Raw genomic sequence first — 26616 nt, 5'->3', positions numbered from 1 at the left:
ATGAATAGCACTTTAGGTAAGATAATTAATTTAAATTCAATGACTACAAGCTGGCCATTTCAAGAAGCAGAAAAAATACTACAAGAATTTCCTAATAAAAAAGAGATAATATTTGAGACTGGATATGGGCCTTCAGGTTTGCCGCATATTGGTACTTTTGGGGAAGTTTTTCGTACTACAGTTGTTGCAAATGCCCTAAAAAAAATAGCTCCTGGTATAAAAACCAAAATCATTGCAGTTTCCGACGATATGGATGGTTTGCGAAAAATACCAGATAATGTACCAAATCAGGAGATGCTAAGGGAATATTTAAATAAGCCATTGACTATGATACCAGACCCATTTGGTACTCATGAAAGTTACGGTCATCATATGAATTCATTGCTGTGTAAATTCCTTGATTTATTTGATTTTGAATATGAATTTAGAAGTGCTACAGAGTGTTATAGATCTGGTGTTTACGATGAAAAGCTCTTACTCTTGCTGAAAAATTACGACAGAGTAATGGAGATAATGCTTCCGTCATTCCGAGAAGAAAGACAGCAAACCTATAGTCCATTCTTACCGATATGCCCAAAAACTTCTCAAGTTCTACAAGCTCCAGTAATTGAAAGAAATACAGATAAAGGAACAATCACATACGAAGATGCAAATGGAGAAAAAATAGAAATTCCAGTGACAAAGGGAAGATGCAAATTGCAATGGAAACCAGATTGGGGAATGAGATGGGCCGCATTTGGAGTCAATTACGAAGCTCATGGAAAGGATTTGACTCCATCTGCTGTGCTTTCAAGTCAAATGTGTAAAATACTTGGAGAAAAGCCACCGCTTTTGTTTTGCTATGAGTTATTTCTTGATAAAGAAGGAAAGAAGATATCAAAATCAAAAGGAAATGGTATTTCGATCGAGGAATGGCTAACTTATGCGCCCACAGAGGGTTTAGCGTTATACATCTTTCAGAGTCCTAAAAAAGCTAAACGTTTACATTTTAGTGTGATACCAAAATCAACTGATGAATATTTGGAGTTTGTTAAGCGTTACAATAAGAGTGAAGAAAAGGATGTAAACAGTTCTGTATGGCACATTCACCAGGGTAACGTTCCTAATATCGAAACTTCGGGTATAAACTTCTCATTGCTTTTAAACCTAGCAGCAGCCTGTAATGCTGAAAATAAAGAGATTCTTTGGGGTTTTATATCGACTTATGCATCGGACGTTACACCGAAAAATAACAAAATGCTCGATAGGCTTTCAGACTTTGCAGTTAGGTATTATCACGACTTTATCAAACCAACAAAAGCGTATAAGACTCCAAATGAAAAAGAGAAAGAAGCGTTACTAGATTTAAAGAATACCCTGCATTCTCTATCTATAATCGCTACTGCCGAAGAGATTCAATCTCAGATTTTTTCCATCGGAAAAAAACACAATTACAATAACTTACGTGATTGGTTTCAGTTTTTGTATGAAACACTACTTGGACAAAAAACCGGTCCAAGAATGGGATCTTTTATAAAGCTTTATGGAATAGATAATACAATCTCTCTTATAGAAAGTGCTACTGAACGTACACTTTAGAGTTTACCTTCTCTTTTCATTTGAGCTTTTTAGTTTTATTAATTATAAAGATTGCTTGACAAACCTCGCTACTTTCCTTATTACGGTAAGGGAGCTAGTGAAACTTGTAAAGTAATTTACCGTTTCTGTAAATATCTGGATTAATATTATATAGAAGGTTTGCTGCCAATAAAGCCTAAACTTACCAAATACATTTCTGTAGATTCAGATCTACTTGACTTTGGTTTGCAGTATCTTACTGTTTTAAACATTTTTTTTAGCTCATTGCAGAAATCTTTATCAGACTCTCCTTGAAAAATTTTTACTACGAACTTGCCATCATGATTCAAGAAATGCTTTACAAAATTGAGCGCTGCTTCACATAAAAGCATAATTCTGATATGATCTAACGATTTTAAACCGCAAGATTCGGGTGCCATATCAGATAAAATTACATCAAATTTATGATCCTTGAATTTTTCTCTTAAAATTTCAAGTCCGTTGATAATATCACACTGTATACACTCTACTCCATTAATTGAATTTATTGGTTTTATGTCAACAGCAACCACATCTACTCCTTTCTTAGATGCAACTTGTGACCATCCACCAGGAGAAGCACCAAGATCAATAATTTTTTGCCCTTCTTGGAATAATTTAAATTTATTATCTATTTCTACTAGCTTGTATGCTGAGCGTGACCTATAACCATCCTTGCTAGTTTTTCGCACATACTGATCATTCAAATGACGATGTAGCCACCTTGTTGAAGATAGTTTTCTGCCTCTAGCCGTCTTTACTCTAGTTTTTATTGCTAATATCCTACTTATTATTGACTATATCTTTGAGCTCTTTTTCAACTACTTCTTTTACCAGTGCATGTAGATATTTATTTAGCCATTCTGAGAGCTGAGGTTTTAAAAGAGATGTAACTAATTCTTCAACAGTCAGGTTCGCTTTTCTTTGTTGTTTATGCTGCAATTCGTTTTGCATTTTTCCAAGCAGCGCTTTGATCTCTTCCATATTCTCTTTTAAAATTAGATGATCGTTATTTTGCGCTTGTAAGCCGCTATTACTCGCTTTGTTATTACTCATTTGGATATTATCACACAAATGAATATCTTTTTTTTCTTCTGAATTGTAGCTATGGCCATTAAATTGGTTATTGTTGCAAACCATTTCCTCACTTTGGTCATCATTATCAATGTCCTCTTTTTCGCTATTTTCTTTTTTGCCATCTTCTCCCATGTCTTCTGGATACTCTTCCTCAAGGTATAACACATCATCACTTTCATCCTTTATTTCTGCTTTTGCGTTTTTACCCGATATAGCTTTTTTTATATCTTCTAGAATATCTTTTACAGATTGATTGCCTTGTTCATCATGCATAGTGCTAATACCATTAAATTTAGAGATTTATACTATTTATTATAAAAAGCAAATTATAAACACTGACCACATAATTGCTTTTTGCTTCGACTAAGTCTGAACGTGCTTTAAATAATGCATCTTCAGTATTCAAAAGGTCAGATGTACTCTTTAAGTTTAAGTTTACCTCTTGCTCAACTCCTTTCAATGCTAGAGCTGCTGCTTTTTCCGCTTCTTGACTTGCTTTGATAATGGCCTTTGCTGTCAGCACATTATTCCAAGCATTTACAACTGCTTGTTCTATATTTTTTACCGCTTCATAATAATCGTAGGTAGACTTTTTTGCATCTATTTTAGCTCTACTGACACCAAAAGCATTAACTCCTCTTTTAAAGATTGGAACATCAAGAATAAAAATAACATTGACATTTTTTAATAGGTTGTCTAACTTTATACCATCTTCCAAAAAATTTTTGCTTGCACTTAGATTTAAAGAAGGAAGCCACTTGGAGCTTTCAGCGATCACTTCCATTCCCGCTGCTCTTTTTTGATAAACAGCTGCTTTTAAAGATAAATTATTGGTTTTTGCTAACTGTAAACATTCATTTAGCTCTGGAACAGAAGGTAGTTTACCATTAGCTTCAAAAAGGTCATCAGCATCTTCGCCAATCAAATGATAATAAGCAATATTTGCCAACTTTAATTTACCTTTAGCATCAACCCTTTCAGATATAGAAGACGAGAATTTTGCCTCTGCTAACAAAACTTCAGCTTTGGTTATCTCTCCAAGGGAAAAGCGTTTTTTCATAGCTGACAAATGCTCTAAAGAAACACGCTCTTTATGTTCTCTGAGTTTTAATATTTCTGCCTTTTGTAAAACATTAACATATGCTTTCACAGCGCTGAGTGCTACTTCTTGCTTCGACTGTTGAAATCTCATTTTTGCTGCTTTAAGAAGATGACTTGATCGGTTGAATGTAGCAAAAGTGCCCCCACCATCTATTATCCTTTGGCTTAATATCAGGCGTTTTCCAGGTAAATTAGATTGATTATAAAGATTAAAATTACTATCAAAATTGTACTGTAAATTAATGTCAGGTAAAAAACCAGCTAATCCAGAAGATTTTAGTTGTTTTTCAGCACTTTTATATTGGTAAAACTGAGACTTTATTTTTGAGCTGTTTTTGATAGCTTTACTTATAGCCTCTTCCAGATCGATTGCATGGCAACTTATAGCACTAAAAGCGATTGCAAATATAATAATCAATCGAAACATTTTACTTTCTAACATAGTATTTAAGTTACTAACATAAATTACTTTAGTAATCAATAACTAATTTAGTAATCAATAACTAATTTAGTAATCAATAACTAATGTTGTTGACACTATTGAGAAATTTAATATATAGTAACTTACTATTGTGTATATAAGATTAAGATATGAAAACTTTTTTCTTGAAAGAGAAACAAATCAATAAAAAGTGGTTTATTATAGATGCAGAAGGGTTAGTGGTAGGTAGGCTCGCAGCGTTTATAGCAATGCTGTTACGCGGGAAGCATAAGCCTGAGTATACACCTCATATGGACTGTGGTGACAATATAATCATTGTTAATGCGGAAAAGGTGTGTTTTACTGGGAAGAAACTTAAAGATAAAATTTACTATAAGCATACAGGTTATCCTGGTGGTTTAAAGAAAACTACTCCAGATACCATTTTAAATGGTAAGTTTCCTGGACGTGTGATAAAAATGGCAGTAAAAAGAATGCTTGATGATGGTCCTATGGCACGTAGGCGGTTTGAAAATTTGTATGTTTATTCTAGTTCAGAGCATAAGCATCAAGGGCAGCAACCTGAAAAAATAGATTTTGCCTCTTTAAATCGTAAAAATAAGAAGTAATGGAGTGAAAGTGAAAATAAATAATAATGATCAGCCAAAAAAGGCAGAAGTTGATTTACTTGGTCGTTTATACGCTACAGGCCGAAGAAAAGAATCTATAGCAAGGGTATGGATAAAGCCAGGAAGTAGAAAATTTAGTGTTAATAAAAAAGATGATCTAATTTCTTATTTTAAAAGAGAAGCGGCGTGCCAAATGATTAAAGCACCATTTATAGTAACTTCTATGTTAGGTGAATATGATGTGTTTGCAACTGTAAAAGGTGGAGGGCTATCTGGCCAAGCAGGTGCCTTAGCTCATGGAATAAGCAAAGCTTTAAGTAGTATAAGTCAAGATTTACACTCTATATTACGTAACGGTGGGTTTTTAACTAGAGATTCACGTGTTGTTGAGCGTAAGAAATATGGTCAACATAAAGCTCGGAAAAAATGTCAATTTTCTAAGAGATAGTGATTTTATAGTGGTGTTTTTTGTAAATATTGTACAAATATTTGTGTAAAGTTTATGATGTCTTCTATTTTTGTAATAAATTTAGTTGACTATTGACATTAGCATAATATGCTGTTTATGTGATTTTTCAATATTAAGGTAGTTTATGAGTAAAGAAGATATAACAAAACAACTAAAAGAAGGTTGTGCTAGTCAGGGTATATGTATAACACAATCCGATTCGAATAAGTTGTATGACACGTTCATGGGAATAATCAAGAATGAGATAAACTGTAAAGGTGAAATACGTCTACATGGAATAGGTACACTCTCTACTGTTATAAGTCAGGAGAGACAATGCCGTAATCCTCAAAATGGGAAGATTATGACTGTTCCTGAAAAAACAAGGATAAAATTTAAACCAAGCAAAACTTTTTTAAGTATTGTAAGGCACAAGAAAAAAGTACCTGCTATTTAGATATTGTCATTTTCATCCTTTTGATTACACTGTGTAAGCCATAAAATATAGCCTCGCTGATTAAAGAATGGCCTATATTAAGAGCTGAGATGTGAGGTATTTCTTTTATTCTTTTAGCGTGTTTATAAGTTATGCCGTGTCCTGCGTGGCATTCTATTCCTAGCTTGTTAATGTATTCTGTAGCATTGATAATTAACTGTAGCTTTTTCTCTGATGGATTATTGCAGTAATTTCCTGTATGAATTTCTATTATATCAGGTTTCATCTTTAACTTTTCAAGATATTTTAGTTGATTAATATTTGGATCGATAAACAGTGAAACTTTTATGTCAGAGCTATGCATTTCCCCTATTATACTAGAAAGTTTGCTATATATATTAAAGATATCTAGGCCACCTTCAGTTGTTAGTTCTTCTCTTTTTTCTGGTACTATACAAATCGAATAGGGTTTTACCTTTTTTGCTATTTTGAGCATTTCTTCCGTGGCTGCGATTTCAAGATTTAGCTCGGTGCTTATGTTTTTTTTTAGGGTAAATACGTCTTCATCTCTAATATGTCTTCTATCCTCTCTTAAGTGCACGGTGATAAAATCTGCTCCAGCATCAATAGCTATTGTTGCTGCTTTTAGCGGATCTGGATAAAAAGTGCCACGCGCGTTGCGAAGTGTTGCAACGTGATCGATATTAACACCTAATTTCACAGTTTACCTTAAAAATTATTTATAGATTATACGTATCATTAGGTCTTCTGCATAGTCATTGTTTAATGCCATAGCTGGGAGACGGAGCTACTAACAAACTCTGCCAGCTATGTATTTTATTATCTTCAATCTGTGCAGATTAAACGACAAAACAACATTGAACTTCTTTCGAAACTCATTTTGCCAGCTCTAAATTGTATAGCCCTACTCATAATAGTCGAAAAAGAGTAAGATATGGATTTATAGTAGTGAAGGTAAGTAGCATATAGTTATGACTTAAGGAAAAAGGTAATGGAAGCGTTGGATGAAGGAGTTGCCAAGAGATTTAAGATCGGAAAAACAACTTTATATGAGTGGAAGAAAAGACGTGAGAAAACGGGAGATTTTCAGTCAAAAAAGCCTGGAAGAGTGGAAAAATTACCGACTGGAATGCATTTGTAAGGTGGCAAAACTCAGTCAGAGATGCTGGGGCAATATTAGTAGACAATCGAGCACTTAAAAATATAGGATTCACAAGACCTACGGATACAAAGAAAGAAATGAGGAAAAGCGAGCTCAATTTGCAAGGGTTATAGCGACAAAAGAACCTGTGTAGAGTCTGGCTATGGATATTGCTAGAAAGGACAGCCCTAAAATCTGGAATCAGCTCTTAAACATAACTTGGTCACGATTTTCATTAAAAGATAAGTACAGAAAAACTAGAGTATCTACCTTAACTTCGGGAGTGTTAAATAAACTGTGTCAAACCAAGAAATAAAAATATAATTGATATAAAAAAACGGAGGTTTGACATGAGTCAAGTAAATAAAACTACCGGATTGGTAGATTATAAAGAATTAGAAACCTGTCGTCTATACGAGAAGGAAGACCGCTAACAGGAAGAGATGACACCGTTTATAAAAAAGCTGCTTGAGGCAAGTCTGGAAGGTGAAATAGAACACCACTTGTCTGGTGAAAGCGAAGAAAATAATCGAAGAAATGGGAAAAACTTTACGTACAAGTGCAGGCTCATTTGAATTGTTAACACCAAGAGATAGGGAGGGAAGCTTTGAACCTCAAGTAGTTAGAAAAAGACAAACAAGCCTACATCCCGAACTTGAAGCAAAGGTCTTAAGCACATTTGCCAGTGGTATGGAGATATAGCGTCACATGTTGAGGAAATTTATGATCACAAAATATCTGCAGCAGAAATATCAAGTATTACCGACAAATTGCTACCGATAATCAATGAATGGCGCAGTCGCCCACTGCAATCTGTATACCCGATAGTGTTCATGGATGGCATGTTTTTTAAGGTCAAGGAGGATGGGCATTGTGTAAGTAAATGTATGTACAATATATTGGGCATAGACCAAAATGGTAAAAAAGAAGTACTGGGCTTTTATTTAGCTGAAAGCGAAGGAGCTAACTTCTGGTTGGGTGTATTAAATGACCTAAAAGAGAGAGGTATAGAGGACATTCTGATAGCTTGTGTAGATGGACTAAAAAGCTTTCCTACAGCAATAAATAATGTGTTTCCTAATGCAGAAGTACAGCTATGTATAGTGCATCAGATAAGAAATTCATTGAAATATGTATCTAGCAAAGATGTGAAAGTTTTTATGAATGATTTGAAAAAAATATATCGTGCTACAAGTAAAGAAATTGCTGAAAATTATTTGCTTGAGCTGGAAGAAAAATGGGGCGAAAAGTATCCGTTAGTTGTAAAATCTTGGCAGAATAATTGGGAAAATTTGTCCAGTTATTTCAAGTATTCAGGTCCAGTTAGAAAGTTAATTTATACTACTAATCCTATTGAGGGGCTGCATAGGCAGATCAGAAAATTTACTAAGACCAAAGGCTCATTTACCAACACAAACGCCTTGTACAAACAGGTATATTGTGCTATAAAAAAAGTAGAGCAAAAATGGGTCATGGCTTTGCCTAATTGGGCATTAACTATTTCTCAGCTTGATATTTTCTTTCCTAACAGATTGAAAATTCAGTTGAGCTAAAAATGTGGTTTGACACAGTTTATTTAACACTCCCTTAACTTCCCTGAATTCGCTCATAATCTCTTAACTTGACGCGTATGCTTTTTTTGAAATCATGCTTTTGTCGATAACCTACATAGATCGACCTTTTTGTGAATCTGGGTTTCTGCTTTCTTCAACTTGCTTTGCAAAAGACGTCTCTTGTGTGTTCATATGTTGAAGTGGTTTAGCAATTTCGCGCACAACAGCAGCAATTACGGTTAAAAATGCCTTCAACAATCCACCTAAAACTCCACCAACTGCTTCCCTGCCATATATACGAGCTTGCTTTTCGTTATCGTCAGCAGTTTCCCCTACTCTTCTTCTTGGATCCATTCTATGAGCAATAACTGAAAATAGCACTCCCCTAATTGAAGACTTCATTCGTGCTTTTGCCTTCTGAACATCTCCATCACTTGCTGCTTCATGTTTTTGCCTATTATTCATTAACTCCTTTTGTTGTTGAACACTTAAAACCTCTTCCATCAGTTGTTTCTTTCTCTTTTCCAGAACTCTTTTCTTGGATTCTGATTTATCGCGAGTGTGCTTTGTGGTTTCAAGTTCTACATCAATATCCTCAGATGCTGCCTGACTATATAAGGTTTCTATGAGCCTATCTATACTTCGCTTTACTTGCATAGTCCTTTCGTAACTATCTAAATTATCGATTCCTTCATCAATTTGACTTAAAATATCCTCAAAAGGTTTTAAATATTCTTTGCACTGCTCTTCGAGCTGATTTTCATTCTTCAAATTCCTTTCTCTTCTGTCATCGCTATTCTCTTCAATATTAGCATCGTCTTCCTCGAAAAGATCTTCATCATTCATAATTTTTTTAATTCAGTTAAAATCTTCACCAATCACTATTGTATATGAAAAAATTAAATTAACATTAATGAAAAGTGTTTACAACTTCAGCACTAGCTAAAACTACAGTGAAGCTATCAAAAGTGGCAGGGTCGTAATATCTCTCATACAGTTCAACTGAACACCTAAGCCTTATCTTCTCCTTAGCACTAAAGCTAATTTCATAATCATTATTAGAGTTTAATATTGCAGAATTACGCAATAATTCATCAGCCATTGCAGAGTTTAAAATGCCATTAATTTTTATTGTAATCTGTCTACTTCCAGCACAATCAAGCACTTTTCTCCAGCCAAAAGAGGAAATATCTTTCATCTCTTCTTTGTTATTACGCAAAGTAAACCTTAGATTTCGTATATTATTCAGCACGACGAAATTACTGTCATGACCTTTAATTTTCAGCTGTAATTTGCTCATTGCTACCTCCTTGTATTAAAATATCAAAATTAATTGTTGAATGTAAAACTTCATCATACTGATTCATAGCACAATTACTTTCCAAAATGGTCTCACTACTAATGCTCTTTACCACCAAGCTAACATGCTTTATAGCAGCAAGCATGCTGTTTATATGATAAGTATATATGTCGCATGAAAATCTTACTTTTGTAGCAAAGTTAGATAGCATATGCAGATTAATATAATTTACTATTCGCAATCTCAGATAAGGAATAGTAACCTGCTTAGGCAGGTAATCATAAATGTTAGTAATGTATTTCTTTAAATCAGAGTTTGCTTTTAATGCTGCATAAATACTATTATACAACTCATTTATAATTTGAATTTTTTCCATCTCACAGATACGGCTAAGAACATTGCAATTTGTAGGTACAACAGATGGTGTCATCCCAGTGCTTACTGTACGAACATTATCTGTCAAGAAGATGTCATCCCATGCCCAGACACTGGTTCACTTTATAATGATGTCATTCCAGTAGCCCTTTCTTGTCATCCCAGTGCTTGACACTGGGATCTAGGAAAATTTGCGAGTATAAAAGTAATGTTAAAATACAACATTTCTGATGATGGAAAAATGGATCCCAGTGTCTGGGCACTGGGATGACACCATCTGTTGTATATGCTATTGAATGACAAACAGGAGCTACAAAACAACCTTTGGTTCGCGAAACGGAGAATATACCTTCTTTACTTCAGACAAATGGCTACTTACTTCTGATTCACGATTTTTATAAAGAGCAGAAACATGCTGCATAATACCCAGCTTTATTTGTTCAGGAACGCTGTCATAACCAGCTTCGTATACAACATCAGCCCTTATCATGCTCAAATAATTGAAAAATTCAATATAGCTCCCTACATCACTAAAATAATAACTAAGTTTTCGATTTTTATCAGTAGCCAATATTATTTTGTTCACAGGACCATAGCTTAAATAGATTCTACGAGGTATATAACCTTCATATGAAACTTGCCACGTTTGCTTTACCAGTGACTTTTCCATATGCCACTGAGCATAATCAGTTGCCATAAAAATAAAACTTGAAATCAACTTATCATCTTGATCATTTTCAATGCGTAAAAAAGATTTAACCTCTTCTAAAGTAACTGGAAAAGATTTAGGCTTAGATTTACGCTGTACATTTTATGATTGGATACTTTTGTCTTGTTGACATAACAACCCTCCTTTTCTATATATAGCTAAAATAAGTAAGACTTATCTGTGAAAAAAATCTGACTTATTTTAGTTATAACTNAATACTAAATTGCAGCAGCAACTCTATCGTATGAATATATTGAGAAGAGAACGTACAAAAGCTGTTTCTCCCTTTTTATTGATCAAGTTTACTAAGCCGGATTTTAGTAGATTGATATTCTGAGAATGAATGTTATTGAAAGTGGAGTTTATCTCTTTAGCAAGCAGAATGCGAAATTTCTGCACACTTTCATATGCAATATTTTCAAGTTCATGCGCAAACTTATCTTGAGCTACAGCTGCTATATCTTTAACTTCCTCATTGAACTCTTCTAGCTTTTTTTCCTTAGCTTTAAAGTTTTTCGTAAAAGTTTTCATATTAATCAACCTCAACTATTCTTATGATTATAATGACAATAAAAAAATTACCGAAGTAAAAAATTTGTACTACGATACTTAAAACAATTGCAGCATAGTGAAGCCCAAATCGGTTCACTTTATAGCGTGAATTCAAGTAGCCCCTTTGGTGTCATCCCAGTCTGGGATCCAGACTTTAATTGTTATACTTGTAAATAAGTCTGGTAAGAATAAACGTTCATCTCAAATGCAGTATTTTTGTTGAAATAGCTCAACTGGATCCAAGTAGTCTAGGCACTGGGATGACATCGTCATAAAGTGAACCAGCTTCACACGCCACCATTTCGGTCTCTTTTAGCCACAAATGTTAAGAAATTTACCAAGCAAAAAAAAGGCAAAAGAATCCCCTAATAGTGAGTTTAATAATTTAAACTGATAATGTGCTAACAAGCGCGCTTTGGCTGAATGTAGAAAAAATAAAAAAAGCCGCTATAATTTTATGTAATCCGCCAATAAGTACCCTAAGTTTTTTACTGAATTTTTGTTATTGAGCCTGCAGGTCAAAAACAAGTTTTGAGTCATAAATACCCTTAATGTCATAATAAGGAAAGTTGGCAACATTTGTCAAGTAGTTTTCTTATCTTTTGCAGGTATAATTTACATGCTACAATTAAATTTTCATAACTGGTGAATAAAAATGCAAAGAGATAAAATTAAAGTAGAAATAAAAAAGTTATCACATGGCGAAAGCCTGCCTCTTCCCTATTATGCAACTATGCAGAGTGCTGGCATGGATCTTTATGCTGCATTGGACAATACTATTATTTTAAATCCACTTGAAAGATTACTTATTCCAACTGGAATTGTGATTGTAATACCAAACGGTTTTGAGGGGCAAGTCCGCCCACGTTCTGGACTTGCTGCAAAGCATGGAATCACTGTCTTAAATTCTCCAGGCACTATAGACTCTGATTATCGAGGTGAAGTTAAAGTTTGCCTAATCAATCTAAGTAATCAGCCATATGAGATAAAAAGAGGAGATAGAATCGCACAAATCCTTATCACTCCTGTACCTCAGGTAATTTGGAACAACACAGAAGAATTCTATGCAGAAGAAACTGACCGCAATGAAGGAGGCTTTGGCTCAAGTGGTAGATAATTTATTGTTTATAAGTTGACAATAATAATTTTTTCATATACAATATTAATATATTATTAATTTATTTTAAGAGGTAATTATGTCAATTTTTAAAAACCACCGTCACGAAATAAACATTACACTTGCAGCATTTGCTTCTCTATTTGCTGTAGGCGTAGCAGTAGTATTTTCAACACCGTATTTGCTTTCGATTCTAGAGCCAATTACAGTTTTTGCAGCTATACTACTTGGAATGAGTATTTTCGCATTTGTTGCTGCTGCTGTTACACTGGTTGGTTTAGCAATATATCCCATCATCAAAAACAATGAAATATCTGAGCCTAAAGCTCCGAGCATTGTTATTAGAAGTAATAAAGGAGATCTATTTGCGAAAGTAAAAGATGAAGATTTTGAGTATATCAAAACACACACAAAAAATAAGAATCAAGATGGCAGTGTTATCTCCGATGAGTATCGTATAGATTTTAACTTCGAAAATCACAGTTACTACATTACTGCTGCAGGTAAGGAAATGGATAACAATGATGTATTATTAAGGATAAATTCAGTAGGAAGAAAAAATGATAAAGGTGAGTATGAATTAATACATAAAGATAAAGAAAAGTTAAAAACGTTAGGTTTAGGCGCTGAAGAAAATGATGCTAAAGAACTAATCATTAGACTTTTGCCAAGATCAATTTTTAAATCACTAGAAGTTAAACACGAAGAGCCAGAAAAATTATTAAACAACCAAGTATAAAAGGGGTAGACTAAATAAGTCTGCCTTCATTTTTTTAGTGTTAATTACTTAAACTTATTATAGAAGTTGCCTAAAAATAGACGTTTACATACTTGTGAGAAGGTATCTGTTCAGGCAATGGCGTCAACTTAAGGGGAGATATTAAGGAGTAAAATACTACAAGGGACAGGACTTTTGTTTCTATTTTATTTCAATAAAAAAGTTTAAAATGTGTCTTTTTTAGGTGAGACATGCAAAAAGGAAAAAACCTTATCTTACAAATAAAAAATGCAATATACTCGAAAACTTTTCAGAAAATCCATTGTATTGAGTTTTACACGAACAAGAAAACTTCCTTTTTCGACAGTATTTTCTATAGTTAGTTAAAAAAAGTTTAGGAATAGAATGTGAACTTATGGAGCCGTTGACATGTACCTTCAAAGCAAGCTTTCTCTAAAGCAAGATATATTTCAAGAATTTAAGCATCCGAACAGCCTATCAGGATGAACCTGAATTTGGAGAGGTTATAGACTTATTGCAGTAGATGGATGAGATTACCCAACTCCGAAGAAATCATATCCGAGTTTAAACCAAATGGAACAACAGGCACCATTGGCAATTTGTTTGTTGATTTATGTATAGCTCTTTTCACAATAATCCGAACAGATCATAATAACACACTGCTGGCCTCCTGGCTTACAATAGCTATAAAGACGTTTTTACCCACGTTCGGACTATTATAAGAAGGGCTATACTTCACTGATTTGCAGTGCTCGTCTTGCCGCTTAGAATGTAGGTGAGCAAACACTGGCAAAAGAGCAATTACCCGAAGTTATTACTAAAATGCGTTTGTTAAATCAAATTATTTATCTATTATCGTGTTCAGTAAAATTCATTCAGCAGCATTATGATTTGAAAGTAAACTTTATTTTTCGCTTGCAAAAAAGAAATTATAGTAAGCTATGGGCGAATTAGATTTTGATTTTATATTAGAAAATGAAAATCTAAAAAATAAAATGAAAGGACAAAAAGTAAGAGTTATAGTGCTGACATTAGCCAATGGAGAAACAGAGTTTTTGATCGAGACTTTGGAAGATATCAGTAGAGCTTATCTATTAAGGTGGCGCATAGAGGAGTGCTATAAACGACTCAAAGTAGGATAGAGAATTTTTCTGGGATAAATTTAGAGACAAGAATTTTGGGCAAATGTGCAATATTCATATGTGTGATGCACAAGGGCCTTGGAACCCAGATCAAATTGCTGAGTATCGTTTAAATTTTTCAGTTTTATTTGGTGTGATGAGGCAGAAACTTTATCAAGTGCTTGTTGCACCAAAAAACTTTCAAGACCTTTTTAAGTATACGCGCTAAAGTTAAGATCCGACCGGGAAGATTGTATAGCCGCACTAAAGCAGATAAGCCTAAACGACATCATATCTTTAGGAGAATTTGCTAATGTATTCTCTTAAGTTAACGCCATTGTCTGTTCAGATACGGTCATTTTTAACTATTTGCCTTTTTTCTATGCAAGAAGTGTATTGATAAGTCCATTACAATTCAGTATTGTGAAAAATATAAGTCAAGTGTTAGTTAGGACATGGGGATTTTTTTTCAATTTTTGGGTAAGGTGCTAGGCAAGGTTTTTCCTGCCAAAATAGTAAGCTCTTTTTTAGGAGTAGGATATTTACCGGTTTGGCAGCATTATTGGTCTTCTTTTCTAATATTATTTATTACCGACATTATATTAATGCTTACATACGGAGGTGATTTTATACTATATAAAATGCCGAATTCAGGCATAGTTGTAGCTGCTATTTTTACCAAGCTAGCAATAGTTATGTTAGTGCTGCAATTAGTTGGCATATCTATTTTTCATACTCAAGATCCTTCAGCCAGCAGTGATGAGAATATAGTAATACAAATAGCATCAGGACAGGTGATGACTGTTGCGCTTTCGATGCCGGCAATAATGTCAATTTATTATATTGTAAGTAAATTCTATTTAAGTATATGCAAGGCAATACTTCAATGTCCATTTTGGTTTAATGATCTTATGCATTTGTTCTTTTTCTTTATAATACCTTATTTATTTTTTAATATTGTAGAAGTAATAAAACCATGGCCGATAAGTACGATACAGCTTAGTTATAACAATGCAATATCAATCACATTTGAAGGGATTTTTCATGTGTTTTATGCAGTGATTTTATTGTACTTGACTGCATTTATATTCTGCGATCTGACTATGCATGATGCGATTGTTTTAAACAAAAGCATATTTGAGTATGTAAAAGAAAGTTCAATAGCCTTGAGTGACTATTTTCATGGCACTATTAAAAAAATAAGTATAGAATAGTACTTATTTGCTTATGTATTCAGTTTAAAAGATATACAGTTTGCGTGAATCTACAGGATATAATAAAGGGATTACAAGATTTTTGGGCAGATGAAGGGTGTACTATACTTCATCCATATACGTCTGAAGTTGGAGCTGGAACACTACATCCCGCAACAATCATGTCAGCGATTGACGAAAAATCAACAAAAATTGCATATCTGCAACCAGTAATAAGACCTGCAGACGGACGCTATGGCGACAACCCTAATCGCTTATATCAGCATCATCAATACCAAGTTATAATAAAACCATCTGGCAGCAATTTGCAAGATGTTTACTTAAATAGCTTAAAAGCTCTTGGTGTATCGACAAAAGAATATGATATTAAGTTTATTGAAGATGATTGGGAAAACCCAAGTGTTGGTGCATCCGGTCTTGGCTGGGAAGTTACATGCAACGGAATGGAAGTAACACAACTTACTTATATACAGCAAGTGGGAAGTATTGACTGCAGAATAATTCCCGGTGAAGTAGCATATGGGTTAGAGCGTTTAGCAATGTGCATACAGGGTGTAGATAATGTTTACGACATAATGTGGAATGATAGTGGTGTAACTTACGGAGATATTTTCAAACAAAGAGAGTATGAGTTTTCTTACCTGGCACTTGATTATTATGATACTAAAGTAGTACAACGGCAGTTTGAGGACACAGAAAAACTGTGTAAATTCCTTATCGAAAAAGAATTGCCAGTAGCAGCTTATGACCAATGTATTAAAACTAGCCATCTACTTAATCTACTTGATGCAAGAGGTGTGCTTGGTGTAAATGAACGTACAGCCTATATTGGTAGAGTGAGAGAGTTAACAAAAAAATGCTGTGAATTATATAGAGCGAAGTAGAATATGTTGTCACAATTATTGTTTGAATGTCTTTCAGAAGAAATTCCATCAAGAATGCAGAATTCATCTGCAGCTCAGGTTAAGAGCTATATCATTAATGCTTTTAGTAAAAATAATGTGAAATTTGCATCTATAGAAGTTTATGTGACTGCACGTCGCATTGCTCTTTTTATTGATGGAATAAGTGCTTTGGAGCTAAAAGATTCTAACAATGAGATTAAAGGACCAAGAGTTAATGCACCGAAAAGTGCTATCGAAGGTTTTTTGAGAAAAAATCGGAAAGGTGAAGAAGATTTACTCATTCGCAAAGTAAACGATGAAGATTTTTACTTCATTAAGAGAGAAAGCTGCTTATTTAACATCAGCGGGTTTCTCAAAAATCAACTGGAGGAAATGCTAAAAAACTTTTCTTGGCCAAAGAGTATGAGATGGAGTGAAAGAAAAGAGAGATGGGTTAGACCAATTAAAAATATTCTATGTATTTTAAATGACGAAATAATACCCATATCTTTTGCAGGGGTTACAGCATGCAACGTGACGTATGGTCATAGGTTTCTTTCAGGTGATGCAGTACTTACTGTTAGAACACCCAAAGACTATTTTGAATTGTTAGAAAAAAATAATGTCATTCTCCAGTTGGACAAAAGAAAGCAATTTATACTAGATCAGATTAATAAGTTTACAAAAGAGGAGAACTTACAACTTGAAAAAAATGATTATTTACTTAATGAATTGGCAGGGCTTATAGAGTGGCCAATAGTATTATTTGGTAAAATAAAATCATCAGAGTTACCGAAGGAAGTAATACTTAGTATAATTAACATGCAGCAAAAGTATCTTGCTTTAAGTAATGGACAGAAAATTTCACATTTTGTTACTGTTGTAAATGTTAACAATAATGAAGTTGTCAAAGGTCATGAAAGAATATTAGAAGCACGTCTTGCTGATGCCCAATTTTTGATGTCTCAAGACAAAAAGGAAAACCTAGATTACTATGTCAAAAAATTGAGCTCTATTTCATTTCATGCTTCGCTCGGTAGCGTAGAAGAAAAAGTGAAGCGTATTATTACTCTGTCAAAGTATGTAGCGATAGTTATTCCACATGCTTCACTAATTAAAGTTGAACGTGCTGCATATTTAGCAAAGGCAGATCTTGCAACGTTGATAGTAAAAGAATTTCCGGGATTGCAAGGAATAATGAGTGGATATTACGCTTCTTACTTTCAAGAAGATAAAGAAGTAGTAGAAGCTATAACTGAGCACTATAAGCCAATCGGATCGGAACAAGAATGCCCTAAATCTCCTACTGCGATTGCTGTAGCTATTGTAGACAAAATGGATAGTTTGGTTGGTTTAATTGCAGCAGGTGAGAAAATCTCTGGTTCGTATGATCAGTTTGGTTTGCGGAGAATGACAATTGGTATAATTAGAACAATACTTGAAAATAATTTGCATATTCCAATTAGGCTACTGATAGATAAGTCAGTATCTTTATGTTCAAGACTTCTCTTTAATAAAAATACAACACCAGTTGATAAGCCAAATGAAAAACAAATTTCAGAGCTAGTATTTAAATTTTGCTTAGAGAGGTTCAAGGTTATTTTAAAAAATAGAAATATAAGGCAAGATATTGTAGATTCAATAATATATAAAATCGATATTAATGATCTGCTGACAGCAGAAAAGCAAACTGTTATACTGGATCGTTATCTTAGTACGCCAGAAGGTGAACAGGTTCTAAGCACTTATAAAAGAGCCAGTAACATGATGAGCAAAGTGAGAAAAAGTGATGGCACTACTTATAATGCATCTTACAGTAAGAAGTTTTTGATTGAAAATGAGGAGATTGCGCTATCAAATTGTGCTATAGCTGCTTGTAAAAACATAAAACAAGCGATAGAAAATAACGACTTTAATACAGCGCTTGATGAACTTGCTCGTTTTGCTCCATTTATCAATCAATTTATGGACAGTGTAAAGATTAACTGTGATTCTAATGAGCTTAGAATAAACAGGTTATCTTTGCTTGCAAATGTTGTTTCTAGCTTTCATTTAGTAGCAGAGTTTAACCTTATACAGGTTAAACAATTGATAAATGCTCAGGCAATATAAGGAACAAATCAAATCATCTCCACAATCCTGTGGCGTTTATAAGATGGTTGGAGATAAGAATAAGGTTTTATACATTGGTAAAGCAAAAAACTTGAAGTCGAGGTTATCCGACTACCTTCAATTCGAAAACCTTTCTGAACGAATCAGAGTAATGATCTCACAGGTTATTAAGGTTGAAATATTCATCACTGAGAATGAAATCGAAGCATTGCTTCTTGAAGCACAGTTAATAAAATCGTTAAAACCATCTTATAATATTTTGCTTAGGGATGGAAAATCTTATCCTTATATAACAATTTCTAAGCATGATTATCCAAGAATAGCAAAATATAGAGGTAAGTTTAAGAAGAATGAGTTTCATTACTACGGCCCTTTTCCATCTGCTGCTGCTGTTAAGAACACTATATTATCATTGCAAAAAGCTTTTCTCTTAAGAGTATGTTCAGATCAATATTTCTCTTCAACAAAAAGACCATGTCTTGAGTATCAAGTTAAGCGCTGTTCAGCACCATGCGTAGATAAAATTACAAAAGATGATTACTGCAAACCAGTAAAACAAGCACAAGATACTCTGCTAGGAAGGAATAAAGAAGTGCAAAGACAGCTATTTTCTACAATGGAAAAGTGCAGTAGGGAGATGAATTACGAGCTTGCTGCTGTCTATAGAGATCGATTGAAATTTCTTCAGCAAATTCAAATGCAGCCAATGGATTTTTCTTTTGAAGAAGATGCAGATTTCTTTAGCGTTGTACGTGAGGCAGACTTAGCATGCATTGGTGTACTATCTTTCAGAGATAAAAGTAACTATGGAAGCATTCCTTACTTCATTGAGAATTGTAGTGATCATCCAAATGATGAAATTTTATCCACCTTTTTGGTCAATTTGTATAATCCAGTTAGCACACCACCAGCACAAATTTACGTTCCCGATTTTATTAAGGATAAGGAAATTATAGAACAAGCACTTTATGCTCTTACTCAAAAATCAATAAAAGTTTTGTATGCGAAAAATAGTAAAGAGCGTGATTTGTTGAATTTTATTTACAATAATTCTAAGCATAGCCTAGAGCAGAAGCTTACTGATTATAGAAATAACCTAGAAAAGCTCGAAGAGCTTAGGAAGATTTTCTCGTTACCAAATATTCCAAAGCGTATCGAGGTTTATGATAATAGCCATATATCTGGAAATCAACAAGTTGGTGTGATGATTGTTGCAGGGCAGGAAGGTTTTTTAAAAAGTGAATACAAAAAATTTACTATAAAAGAAGAAATTTCAGGTGATGACTATAAAATGATGAGAGAAGTGCTGATTAGACGTTTCTCTGGCAATATAAAAGATATAATCCCTGATTTTTTACTGATTGATGGCGGTCCAGGACATGTTTCCATAGTGCATAATGTGTTGGAAATATTGAATATAAAAGTTCCTTTTGCTTGTATGGCGAAGGGTCATGATCGTAATGCAGGAAATGAAAGATTTTATGTGCCGGACAGAGAAGAATTTACTCTAGCAAGTGACAGCAAGGTCATGCTTTATTTACAATTACTGCGTAATGAAGCCCACCGCTTTGCAATAACTTCGCATAGAAAAAAACGTGATAAACAGTTTTTTGCTTCACAATTAAGCAAAATATCCGGCGTTGGCAATAAAAGAAAGAAGGCACTCATGTCTCATTTTGGTTCGGTAGAAAACATAAGCAAAGCTTCTCTAGCTGAAATTCAAAACGTACCTGGAATTAGTAAAGGTTTAGCAGAAATCATTCTTAAACACGTAAATTATAAGAGAGGTGCTCCTAAAGAGATACTCTGAAATCAACTTTTATTTCTTCTTAATAAGACATAAAAAGCCCCTTTGCCACCATGTTTTTTTGTGGCTTGCTGGTAGTATAAGATCATATGCCGAGCTTTTGTATCATTCAACCACTTATTTAAGCTATTCTTTATAGTGTCTATTTTATCTATGCTATTACCATGCCCCGTAATTATCAATAAGCACCTATTCCCTGCTTGATAATTTTTAACAATAAAATCTATCAATTTACAATAAGCATTATCTATACTATAGCCATGTAAGTCGAGTTTATCGCTTATAAAATATTTGCCCCTATCGATCTTTAATTTTGTATTGTAGTCAAGACAAAATGATGAATTACCATTATCGGTATTAAGAAAATTTCCTTGTAAGCCGGAGGTACCTTTATCAATCATAGATTTTATATTTACTTTATGATCAACTTTCAAAGTAACTTTTCCACATTCTATTGGCTTAACATTTTTTTGCCAATCTAACTCATCATCTGACATAAACGCATTAATTGAATTGCATAATTTTACAACAATATATAAACACAGTAAAATATTGCTTATTCTATAAAAACCAGATTTTCAATAATACGATGAAATCATCAAAAGCTAATGAAAACTGTTGGCTATACGGAAAGCACACTTGCATGTCAGCATTAAGAAATAAAAATAGACAGTGTATAGAATTGTTAGTAACAGGAAACTTCTACAGAGAATGTGAGAAAGAAATTAGACAATGTGCAGATAGTAAGGGCATTAAAGCTCAGCTAGTAGAGAACAAAATATTCAATGATATTTTACCCAAGGGTGTAAATCATCAAGGAATTGCTTTAAAAGTTGCTCCTATTTTTCACAGCTTAAATATCGAAGAAATAGCTGAAAGATCAGGTGAAAACTCTACTATAGTCATTTTAGATCAAATTACTGATACATACAATATAGGTTCGATTTTAAGAACCTCAGCTTGTTTCAACATTGATGCACTGGTTTTACCACATCACCATTCACCGAGTGAAAATGCATCTATCGCAAAAGCAGCAAGTGGAGCATTAGATATTGTCCCTCTAATATACGTGACAAACATAGTAAAAACTATGGAGTCTCTCAAAAAGATAGGCTACTGGTGTTATGGGTTTGATTGCAATGCTAAGGAAAATATAGATGAAATAAAGAACTTTTGGAAAAAAAGAGTAATTATTTTTGGCTCTGAAGAGAAAGGAATGCGGAGATTAGTTAAAGAAAGTTGTGATTATCTTTTAAAAATCCCAATGTCAAACGTAATTGATAGTCTAAATGTTTCAAATGCAGCAGCAATAGGACTATATTCCATCTACATTAAAACAAAAATAACTGCAAATTAGTTGCAATAAAAAATAGACTTCTTGCCTTTTATCAAGACCGTTGGAATCTAGAAAAAAGGTTGTCATTCTAGCTTCACATGCACAGCTGGAAGATGTCATGCCAGTGTCCAGACACTGGCATCCAGTTAAATTTGCGAGTATAAAAGTAATGTTAAAAGATAACGTTTCTGATGATCCAGTGCCGGAGCACTGACCGTTTGCTACGCAAATTGCCAAAATATTCGTACAGCTGTTTATCACATGCTGGAATGACAACAGTGAATGACATCGCGAGATGTCATTCACTGGCACTTAGATTAAAAATCCCAAGAAAGTGGTGTATTTGGATCTGTTGGAATTTCAAAAGATGGTTGTGACACTATCTCTTTTATCTCATTTTTAAGCCATTTGCTACCATCTTCTCCAGCTTCTTCAATAGCTTTCTTGAAACTGCTCTCTAGTACAGTTTTAGCAGCTGCAGCTGCCTGAGGACTACCATTTAGAGTTTCTGCTATTGTGGTTAACTTAGTTAACTCAGCGTTTAAGTCAGCAGGCATCTTATCAGTCTTAGCCTTTATATCAGCAACGTCAGCAGTTTTAGCCAAAGGAGCTACTAGTGGAGCCAATTCAGCAGATTTAGCCAAAGGAGTTACTAATGGAGCTAATTCAGCGGTTTTAGCCAGTGGAGCTAGTTCAGCAGATTTTGCTAATTTACCTAACTCAGCATCTAAGTCAGCAGGCATCTTATCAGTCTTAGCCTTTATATCAGCAACATCAGCAGTAAAGGAGTCAGTCTTAGTTTTTATTGCAGCAACCTTATCTCCTAAATTAGCAGCATTTGTAGCAGTTTCTATTGTAGTTAGCTTACCTAATAATCCGCCAACTGCACCATTAGTCATGAAGTTTTTTGCTATAGCGCTATAATCTACTTCACCACCACTATTAGGTTCATACTTAAAAATGTTGAAAGTATTAGTACCATTTTCCACACCAAAGGTATACTTATTACCTGTATTATCTTCATAAATTATAGTGTAAATATCAGCTAAATCTGTTGCGTCAGTTTGTCTATCTACTTGTTTAAAACTTAAACTAGCCACCATATAACTCTCCGTTAATTACAAAAACCATAGAGTGCATGAAAATAATATAAATTCCGTAAATACTAGATTTTGCATGAGATTTACTTGAGGTCTTTTGCTTTAGAATTCTTCTCTTGTGATCTAAGTATATAGCAGACGATGTCATCCTAGTAGCCCCTTCGGTGTCATTCCAGTGCGTGACACTGGGATGACATCTTCTTACAGATAATGTTCGTACAGCTGCGCGCGTGATGCTGGAATCCAGCCTTTATCACTTGGTTGAAATTACTTTTTCTGGATTCCAGTGTCTGGGCATTGGAATAACAAAAAGAGGGCAGTACCCTCCTTGTAGTGTATTAGATGTAGGTCGAGTTATGATCGTGATAAACATGATCGCTTGTGCAATCAAACATTGTCGCAAAACCATTCTCTAGATAGAGATTGTATTCATGATGTTGGTCTGATAACTCAATGTTATCTTGCATTTCTAAGTTGAAATGACTTGAATCTGACAGCAATTCGTAATTCGGATTATCTATTTTACTAATGCTGCTTATTACTTTGCCATTACCACTTGATATAGCCAAACTATAGCTATCACCATCCTTCATTATTTTGATGGATACCTTATCCTCAGGTAACACTATAAGCTTTTTCGTATCACTATCGTGAATTACAAATTTGCCATCTTTAAAGTAATACTTGTCTTCGGGCAAAGCACCAACCTTATAATCTGATGTATGCAGTTTGTTCCAAAACTTTAACACAGAGCCTTTATCTTCTCCTTCTGCTCTATCATACAAGGCTTTCACATCATTGTAATCTATGGTTACATTTGCCTTGTGCTTTCCTTCTAAGTCTCGATCATAGTTCTTTTCTATTTTCAAGATTGTGTCTTTTAATACCTGCTCTTTCTCCTCCACTGAAGCTGACCTTTTTGCCCTTGTTGGAATTTGTGGCTGATCAGACTGCATTTCACTATTGTCGTTTCTCTCTTCAGCAACAATATTAGTAGTACTATGGCTCATGTTAACTTCTGTCTTAGCTTCACTTACTTGCCCTTTTGGACTTTCGGTTTGTTTCTCTTTTGTGAATATTCTCTGATAGTCCGTGTAGCCTCTATTAGTATCACCGATATCGCCATCACCTTGATCGAAAGTTATTTTTTTACTTCCATTCCCCATGTCCTCAATTTCAACTTGAGGAGAAACAGATGCGAGGAAATCATTATAACTGTAGTTATAATCAGCAGAAAAGAATATTTTTCCTTTGAAGTTATGGAAATTATTAGATAACATTCCAATTTCTTCATCAGTATCACCATCAAATAGTTTTACTTTAGTGAAATATGCTTGATCTTTTATTCTAACTATTTCGCCACTTGAGTTTCTTTGTATGTGGTAATCATTTGGGTCGTACTTTATAGCAAAAAGTTTGCCAGAGCCATATTTCTCTAAGTTTATAAGGCCCACATTTACATGTTTATGGGAATAATCTCTCTTCTCATATTCATGTGCAAATATTGGATCTATATATCTATATTCATCTGGTATGCCATTATACTCTCTCCCTTCAGAATCAGATGGTGCTAACTTATATTGTCCATCCTTTTGCACTAACTTTAGATGAGTAACTTTTTCAGGTAACTGATAGCGCACATTTTTTCCGTGATCATGAATGAACAAGTTACTTCCATTTGTAATTTCACCTCTTTCATTTTTCACCTCTTCGGTAATATAAAAGCCCATATTTTTGAATGCATGTAGATTTTCGCCTCCTTGCTTTACAACCGCTTCGTATACATCGTCGTTTGTCCTATCTGTCCCCTTATTATCCAGTAATTTTCCTTTTTCCACGATTACTCCATTTGCCTTTTGCTCATCAGAATATTGTGCATGCTCTGAATCCTGATGATTCAAAATTTTAGTACCTCTAAGGAGTAGAGAATCTAAATCTTTTTGGATGTGTCCAGTGCTAGGATGCAACAATTCATTTTCATGCAAATGTGCTTCATCAAAGTATTCATCACGTTCAACTGTTCTGCCGTCTATTAAAGAAGCTTTATAATGACCATTTTCTTTCGTAATCGCCATATAAGCACCACCATCATATTGAGTATTTAAGTTGTGCAGTATATCCTCAAAAACGAAAATTTCTTTAGTTTGGCCTTCAACTTGCTTGAAAAATCCTGATTCGCTCGATAATTCTCCAAGCTTTGTATCTCCATCTTGTATGGATAGCGCACCCATATTCCCGTGACCATGGGCTTTTATAGAGAAAATCTTACCTTCTTGTAGATCAATATGATTTGTACTCCTTATTAAGTTTGGATCGATATTGATCATCTCTTCTAACATCTTTTCTACATCGATGTTCTTAGTCGCTTTTACTTGTTCTAAGCCAGTGTTTATGGTTTTATCAAGTAAGGAATTTTTCAATTCTTCATATCGAGAGGAAGAAGTAATGAAATTATATTTTTCCAAAAGTTCTTCATAGGAGATCTCTTGTTTATGATATCTTTCAAGTACTTCAGTGGATTCCTTATGAATCTGCTCATCGAGATTCTTTAGTTTCTCATCGCAAGTTTTTTTCAAAGTTTCATCATACTTTGACAATACATTTAAAACCTGACTCTTATATTCTTGACTGTTTTGATATTCATTACCTTGTTGATCAGAGTAAGTTAGTTTATCCTGTCCATTAGAAGTTTTTACTACCTTGAGGAAATGATATTCCTTTGATATATCAAGTGTATCATCTGTTGCCCTATTTATAGCACGAGCAACATCATAAAATGCGACGTGTTCTACAGGAGAAAAACTTCCAACGTTTTCTCCATCCATTTTTTCTATATTTGCTTTATAGTAGGATATGTTTTTAATTTCTCCACCCACTATTTCTTGACCAGTTGCTATAAAAGCTCCTTTTGTAACTTGCAAAGCGTTAAGATGTTCCATTGCAGTTTCTGTATCATTCTCAGCAAGCCAGCCTTTAAAATTATCATTATGCCCTTTTATTTGAGAGAGAAAGTCTTTTGACTTATGTGAGTCACCTTGACGTAAAGCATCTAGGTAGTCTCTTAATAAACTAGGATCTTTTTCCTGTAAGTACATTATCAACGCATGACCTGTTTTATAAACCAGGCTATTTGCTTCGTCGTTCTCTGAATATTCTAAACTTAAAATTTCACTTAAATTCAAATTTGTAGCTTCAGTTTTGTCGATACTTGATCCTTGAGAATTGAATTTATGATCTGAATGGTGCTCAAAGTAATCTGCAATTCCTTCCATTAATACTGCAGGTAGGTGCTCACCTCCTGTAGCCAAGTAAGTTAAACCATGTGCAAATTCATGCTGAAGGTTATGAACGCCACCTTGTTGGTAGACATACATTTCAGCAAAAACATCAGCTTCCCCTTTGTAGTAACATTTACCACCTTCATCTCCAAGGTAAGAACCGAAACGCTCGCTTCCGCCAAGGTGAGTGTAATCATCCTTGTCATCAAACATATAAATTTTAAATGTTTGTTCTGAGTTGCTGTGTTTTAACTTGAATGCGTCCTTAAAATTAGTAGCTGTTTCTCTTATCTCACTTTCAATGTTAGCAATTTTACTTGCTCTTAAATTATGAGAATAAACCTCTACTTTAATATTTAAATCTTTAACTTCTACAACATGTGGCGAATTAAATCCTTTGCCGTTATTGTTGAAATATTCTTCTTTAGTTATATTTTTATTTATTTGTTGATTGATTGTCATAATTCTAACCTCTAATTTACTAACTCTTCAAATATAAGGTGATCTCTACTAAAAAAATGTGAATTTTCATATTGATATAGTCTATAT

23 protein-coding genes and 4 pseudogenes are annotated in these 26616 nt (G+C 34.1%); 15 read left to right on the top strand and 12 right to left on the bottom strand.

Annotated features, from left to right (window positions below; all coding sequences use genetic code 11):
* Positions 1 to 1578: a lysine--tRNA ligase gene (locus wVul_RS07850; RefSeq protein WP_047759805.1), complete on the top strand. Its 1578-nt coding sequence runs from the start codon at positions 1 to 3 to the stop codon at positions 1576 to 1578.
* A 146-nt stretch (positions 1579 to 1724) separates the two neighbouring features.
* Here wVul_RS07850 and wVul_RS07845 read toward each other — a convergent pair whose 3' ends face one another.
* The 3 genes from wVul_RS07845 to wVul_RS07835 all read right to left on the bottom strand — a co-directional run bounded on the left by wVul_RS07845 (position 1725) and on the right by wVul_RS07835 (position 4201).
* Entirely contained in the window at positions 1725 to 2303 is a 579-nt protein-coding gene (locus tag wVul_RS07845; RefSeq protein WP_047759804.1) for an RlmE family RNA methyltransferase, read from the bottom strand.
* A gap of 76 nt (positions 2304 to 2379) precedes the next feature.
* Positions 2380 to 2946 (bottom strand): DUF2497 domain-containing protein, encoded by a 567-nt coding sequence (locus wVul_RS07840; RefSeq protein WP_047759803.1) that lies wholly within the window; start codon positions 2944 to 2946, stop codon positions 2380 to 2382.
* 19 nt (positions 2947 to 2965) lie between these two features.
* A complete protein-coding gene (locus wVul_RS07835; RefSeq protein ID WP_047759863.1) occupies positions 2966 to 4201 on the bottom strand; it encodes a TolC family protein in 1236 nt (411 codons plus the stop codon).
* Positions 4202 to 4365: 164 nt separating this feature from the next.
* Between wVul_RS07835 and rplM the strand changes: the two genes are divergently transcribed.
* From rplM to wVul_RS07820, 3 genes are all read left to right on the top strand, one after another.
* Positions 4366 to 4824, top strand: coding sequence for a 50S ribosomal protein L13 (rplM, locus tag wVul_RS07830; protein ID WP_047759802.1), 459 nt, complete (start codon positions 4366 to 4368; stop codon positions 4822 to 4824).
* Between the two features lie 10 nt (positions 4825 to 4834).
* On the top strand, positions 4835 to 5272 hold the full coding sequence (rpsI, locus tag wVul_RS07825; protein WP_153295738.1) for a 30S ribosomal protein S9: 438 nt from the start codon (positions 4835 to 4837) through the stop codon (positions 5270 to 5272).
* Between the two features lie 145 nt (positions 5273 to 5417).
* On the top strand, positions 5418 to 5729 hold the full coding sequence (locus tag wVul_RS07820) for an HU family DNA-binding protein (protein ID WP_047759800.1): 312 nt from the start codon (positions 5418 to 5420) through the stop codon (positions 5727 to 5729).
* Here the strand turns inward: wVul_RS07820 and wVul_RS07815 are convergent.
* The gene (locus wVul_RS07815) at positions 5722 to 6429 is read right to left on the bottom strand and encodes a pyridoxine 5'-phosphate synthase (protein WP_047759799.1); all 708 of its coding nucleotides are present in this window, start codon (positions 6427 to 6429) and stop codon (positions 5722 to 5724) included. The genes wVul_RS07820 and wVul_RS07815 overlap by 8 nt on opposite strands.
* 291 nt (positions 6430 to 6720) lie before the next feature.
* On the opposite strand from wVul_RS07815, the pseudogene wVul_RS09995 reads away from it, so the two are divergent.
* Together wVul_RS09995 and wVul_RS07810 are read left to right on the top strand one after the other, a co-directional pair.
* Positions 6721 to 7018, top strand: a pseudogene (locus wVul_RS09995) (IS630-like element ISWpi11 family transposase); the annotation flags it as partial.
* 202 nt (positions 7019 to 7220) lie between these two features.
* Positions 7221 to 8423 (top strand): annotated as a pseudogene (locus tag wVul_RS07810) (IS256 family transposase).
* Positions 8424 to 8534: 111 nt separating this feature from the next.
* Here wVul_RS07810 and wVul_RS07805 read toward each other — a convergent pair.
* From wVul_RS07805 to wVul_RS07785, 5 genes and pseudogenes are all read right to left on the bottom strand, one after another.
* Positions 8535 to 9269 (bottom strand): hypothetical protein, encoded by a 735-nt coding sequence (locus wVul_RS07805; protein ID WP_047759798.1) that lies wholly within the window; start codon positions 9267 to 9269, stop codon positions 8535 to 8537.
* Between the two features lie 64 nt (positions 9270 to 9333).
* A complete protein-coding gene (locus tag wVul_RS07800; protein WP_047759797.1) occupies positions 9334 to 9723 on the bottom strand; it encodes a phage tail tube protein in 390 nt (129 codons plus the stop codon).
* The gene (locus wVul_RS07795) at positions 9698 to 10099 is read right to left on the bottom strand and encodes a hypothetical protein (protein ID WP_047759862.1); all 402 of its coding nucleotides are present in this window, start codon (positions 10097 to 10099) and stop codon (positions 9698 to 9700) included. Before wVul_RS07795 ends, wVul_RS07800 begins: the two co-directional genes overlap by 26 nt.
* A 309-nt stretch (positions 10100 to 10408) precedes the next feature.
* Positions 10409 to 10940, bottom strand: a pseudogene (locus tag wVul_RS07790) (head-tail connector protein).
* Positions 10941 to 11044: 104 nt separating this feature from the next.
* Entirely contained in the window at positions 11045 to 11338 is a 294-nt protein-coding gene (locus wVul_RS07785; RefSeq protein ID WP_047759796.1) for a hypothetical protein, read from the bottom strand.
* 676 nt (positions 11339 to 12014) lie between these two features.
* Here wVul_RS07785 and dut point away from each other — a divergent pair.
* The 7 genes and pseudogenes from dut to uvrC all read left to right on the top strand — a co-directional run bounded on the left by dut (position 12015) and on the right by uvrC (position 20356).
* The gene (dut, locus tag wVul_RS07780) at positions 12015 to 12476 is read left to right on the top strand and encodes a dUTP diphosphatase (RefSeq protein WP_047759795.1); all 462 of its coding nucleotides are present in this window, start codon (positions 12015 to 12017) and stop codon (positions 12474 to 12476) included.
* Between the two features lie 79 nt (positions 12477 to 12555).
* Entirely contained in the window at positions 12556 to 13215 is a 660-nt protein-coding gene (locus wVul_RS07775; protein ID WP_047759794.1) for a hypothetical protein, read from the top strand.
* 230 nt (positions 13216 to 13445) lie between these two features.
* Positions 13446 to 14650: pseudogene (locus wVul_RS10345) on the top strand (transposase).
* A 141-nt stretch (positions 14651 to 14791) separates the two neighbouring features.
* Positions 14792 to 15550, top strand: a complete 759-nt coding sequence (locus tag wVul_RS07765; RefSeq protein ID WP_047759792.1) for a hypothetical protein — start codon at positions 14792 to 14794, stop codon at positions 15548 to 15550.
* Positions 15551 to 15594: 44 nt separating this feature from the next.
* Positions 15595 to 16434, top strand: coding sequence for a glycine--tRNA ligase subunit alpha (locus tag wVul_RS07760; protein ID WP_047759791.1), 840 nt, complete (start codon positions 15595 to 15597; stop codon positions 16432 to 16434).
* A 3-nt stretch (positions 16435 to 16437) separates the two neighbouring features.
* The gene (gene glyS / locus wVul_RS07755) at positions 16438 to 18546 is read left to right on the top strand and encodes a glycine--tRNA ligase subunit beta (protein WP_047759790.1); all 2109 of its coding nucleotides are present in this window, start codon (positions 16438 to 16440) and stop codon (positions 18544 to 18546) included.
* The gene (uvrC, locus tag wVul_RS07750; RefSeq protein ID WP_047759789.1) at positions 18530 to 20356 is read left to right on the top strand and encodes an excinuclease ABC subunit UvrC; all 1827 of its coding nucleotides are present in this window, start codon (positions 18530 to 18532) and stop codon (positions 20354 to 20356) included. The genes glyS and uvrC overlap by 17 nt, the downstream gene beginning before the upstream one ends.
* Before the next feature lie 2 nt (positions 20357 to 20358).
* Here the strand turns inward: uvrC and wVul_RS07745 are convergent, their stop codons facing one another.
* Positions 20359 to 20850: a Smr/MutS family protein gene (locus tag wVul_RS07745; RefSeq protein ID WP_047759788.1), complete on the bottom strand. Its 492-nt coding sequence runs from the start codon at positions 20848 to 20850 to the stop codon at positions 20359 to 20361.
* 92 nt (positions 20851 to 20942) lie between these two features.
* Here wVul_RS07745 and rlmB point away from each other — a divergent pair, with 92 nt between their 5' ends.
* Both rlmB and wVul_RS09315 read left to right on the top strand, forming a co-directional pair.
* Positions 20943 to 21710, top strand: a complete 768-nt coding sequence (gene rlmB / locus wVul_RS07740; protein WP_047759787.1) for a 23S rRNA (guanosine(2251)-2'-O)-methyltransferase RlmB — start codon at positions 20943 to 20945, stop codon at positions 21708 to 21710.
* A gap of 40 nt (positions 21711 to 21750) precedes the next feature.
* Positions 21751 to 21903, top strand: a complete 153-nt coding sequence (locus wVul_RS09315) for a hypothetical protein (RefSeq protein ID WP_153295718.1) — start codon at positions 21751 to 21753, stop codon at positions 21901 to 21903.
* A 103-nt stretch (positions 21904 to 22006) separates the two neighbouring features.
* Here wVul_RS09315 and wVul_RS07735 read toward each other — a convergent pair whose 3' ends face one another.
* Both wVul_RS07735 and wVul_RS07730 read right to left on the bottom strand, forming a co-directional pair.
* On the bottom strand, positions 22007 to 22792 hold the full coding sequence (locus wVul_RS07735) for a hypothetical protein (protein WP_153295715.1): 786 nt from the start codon (positions 22790 to 22792) through the stop codon (positions 22007 to 22009).
* 335 nt (positions 22793 to 23127) lie between these two features.
* The gene (locus wVul_RS07730; RefSeq protein ID WP_047759786.1) at positions 23128 to 26529 is read right to left on the bottom strand and encodes a peptidase M2; all 3402 of its coding nucleotides are present in this window, start codon (positions 26527 to 26529) and stop codon (positions 23128 to 23130) included.
* Between the last annotated feature and the right edge of the window lie 87 nt (positions 26530 to 26616).

It is taken from the genome of Wolbachia endosymbiont of Armadillidium vulgare str. wVulC (assembly GCF_001027565.1).
In the GTDB taxonomy this organism is placed as follows: Bacteria; Pseudomonadota; Alphaproteobacteria; order Rickettsiales; family Anaplasmataceae; genus Wolbachia.
This window is presented reverse-complemented; position numbering and strand designations above follow the sequence as displayed.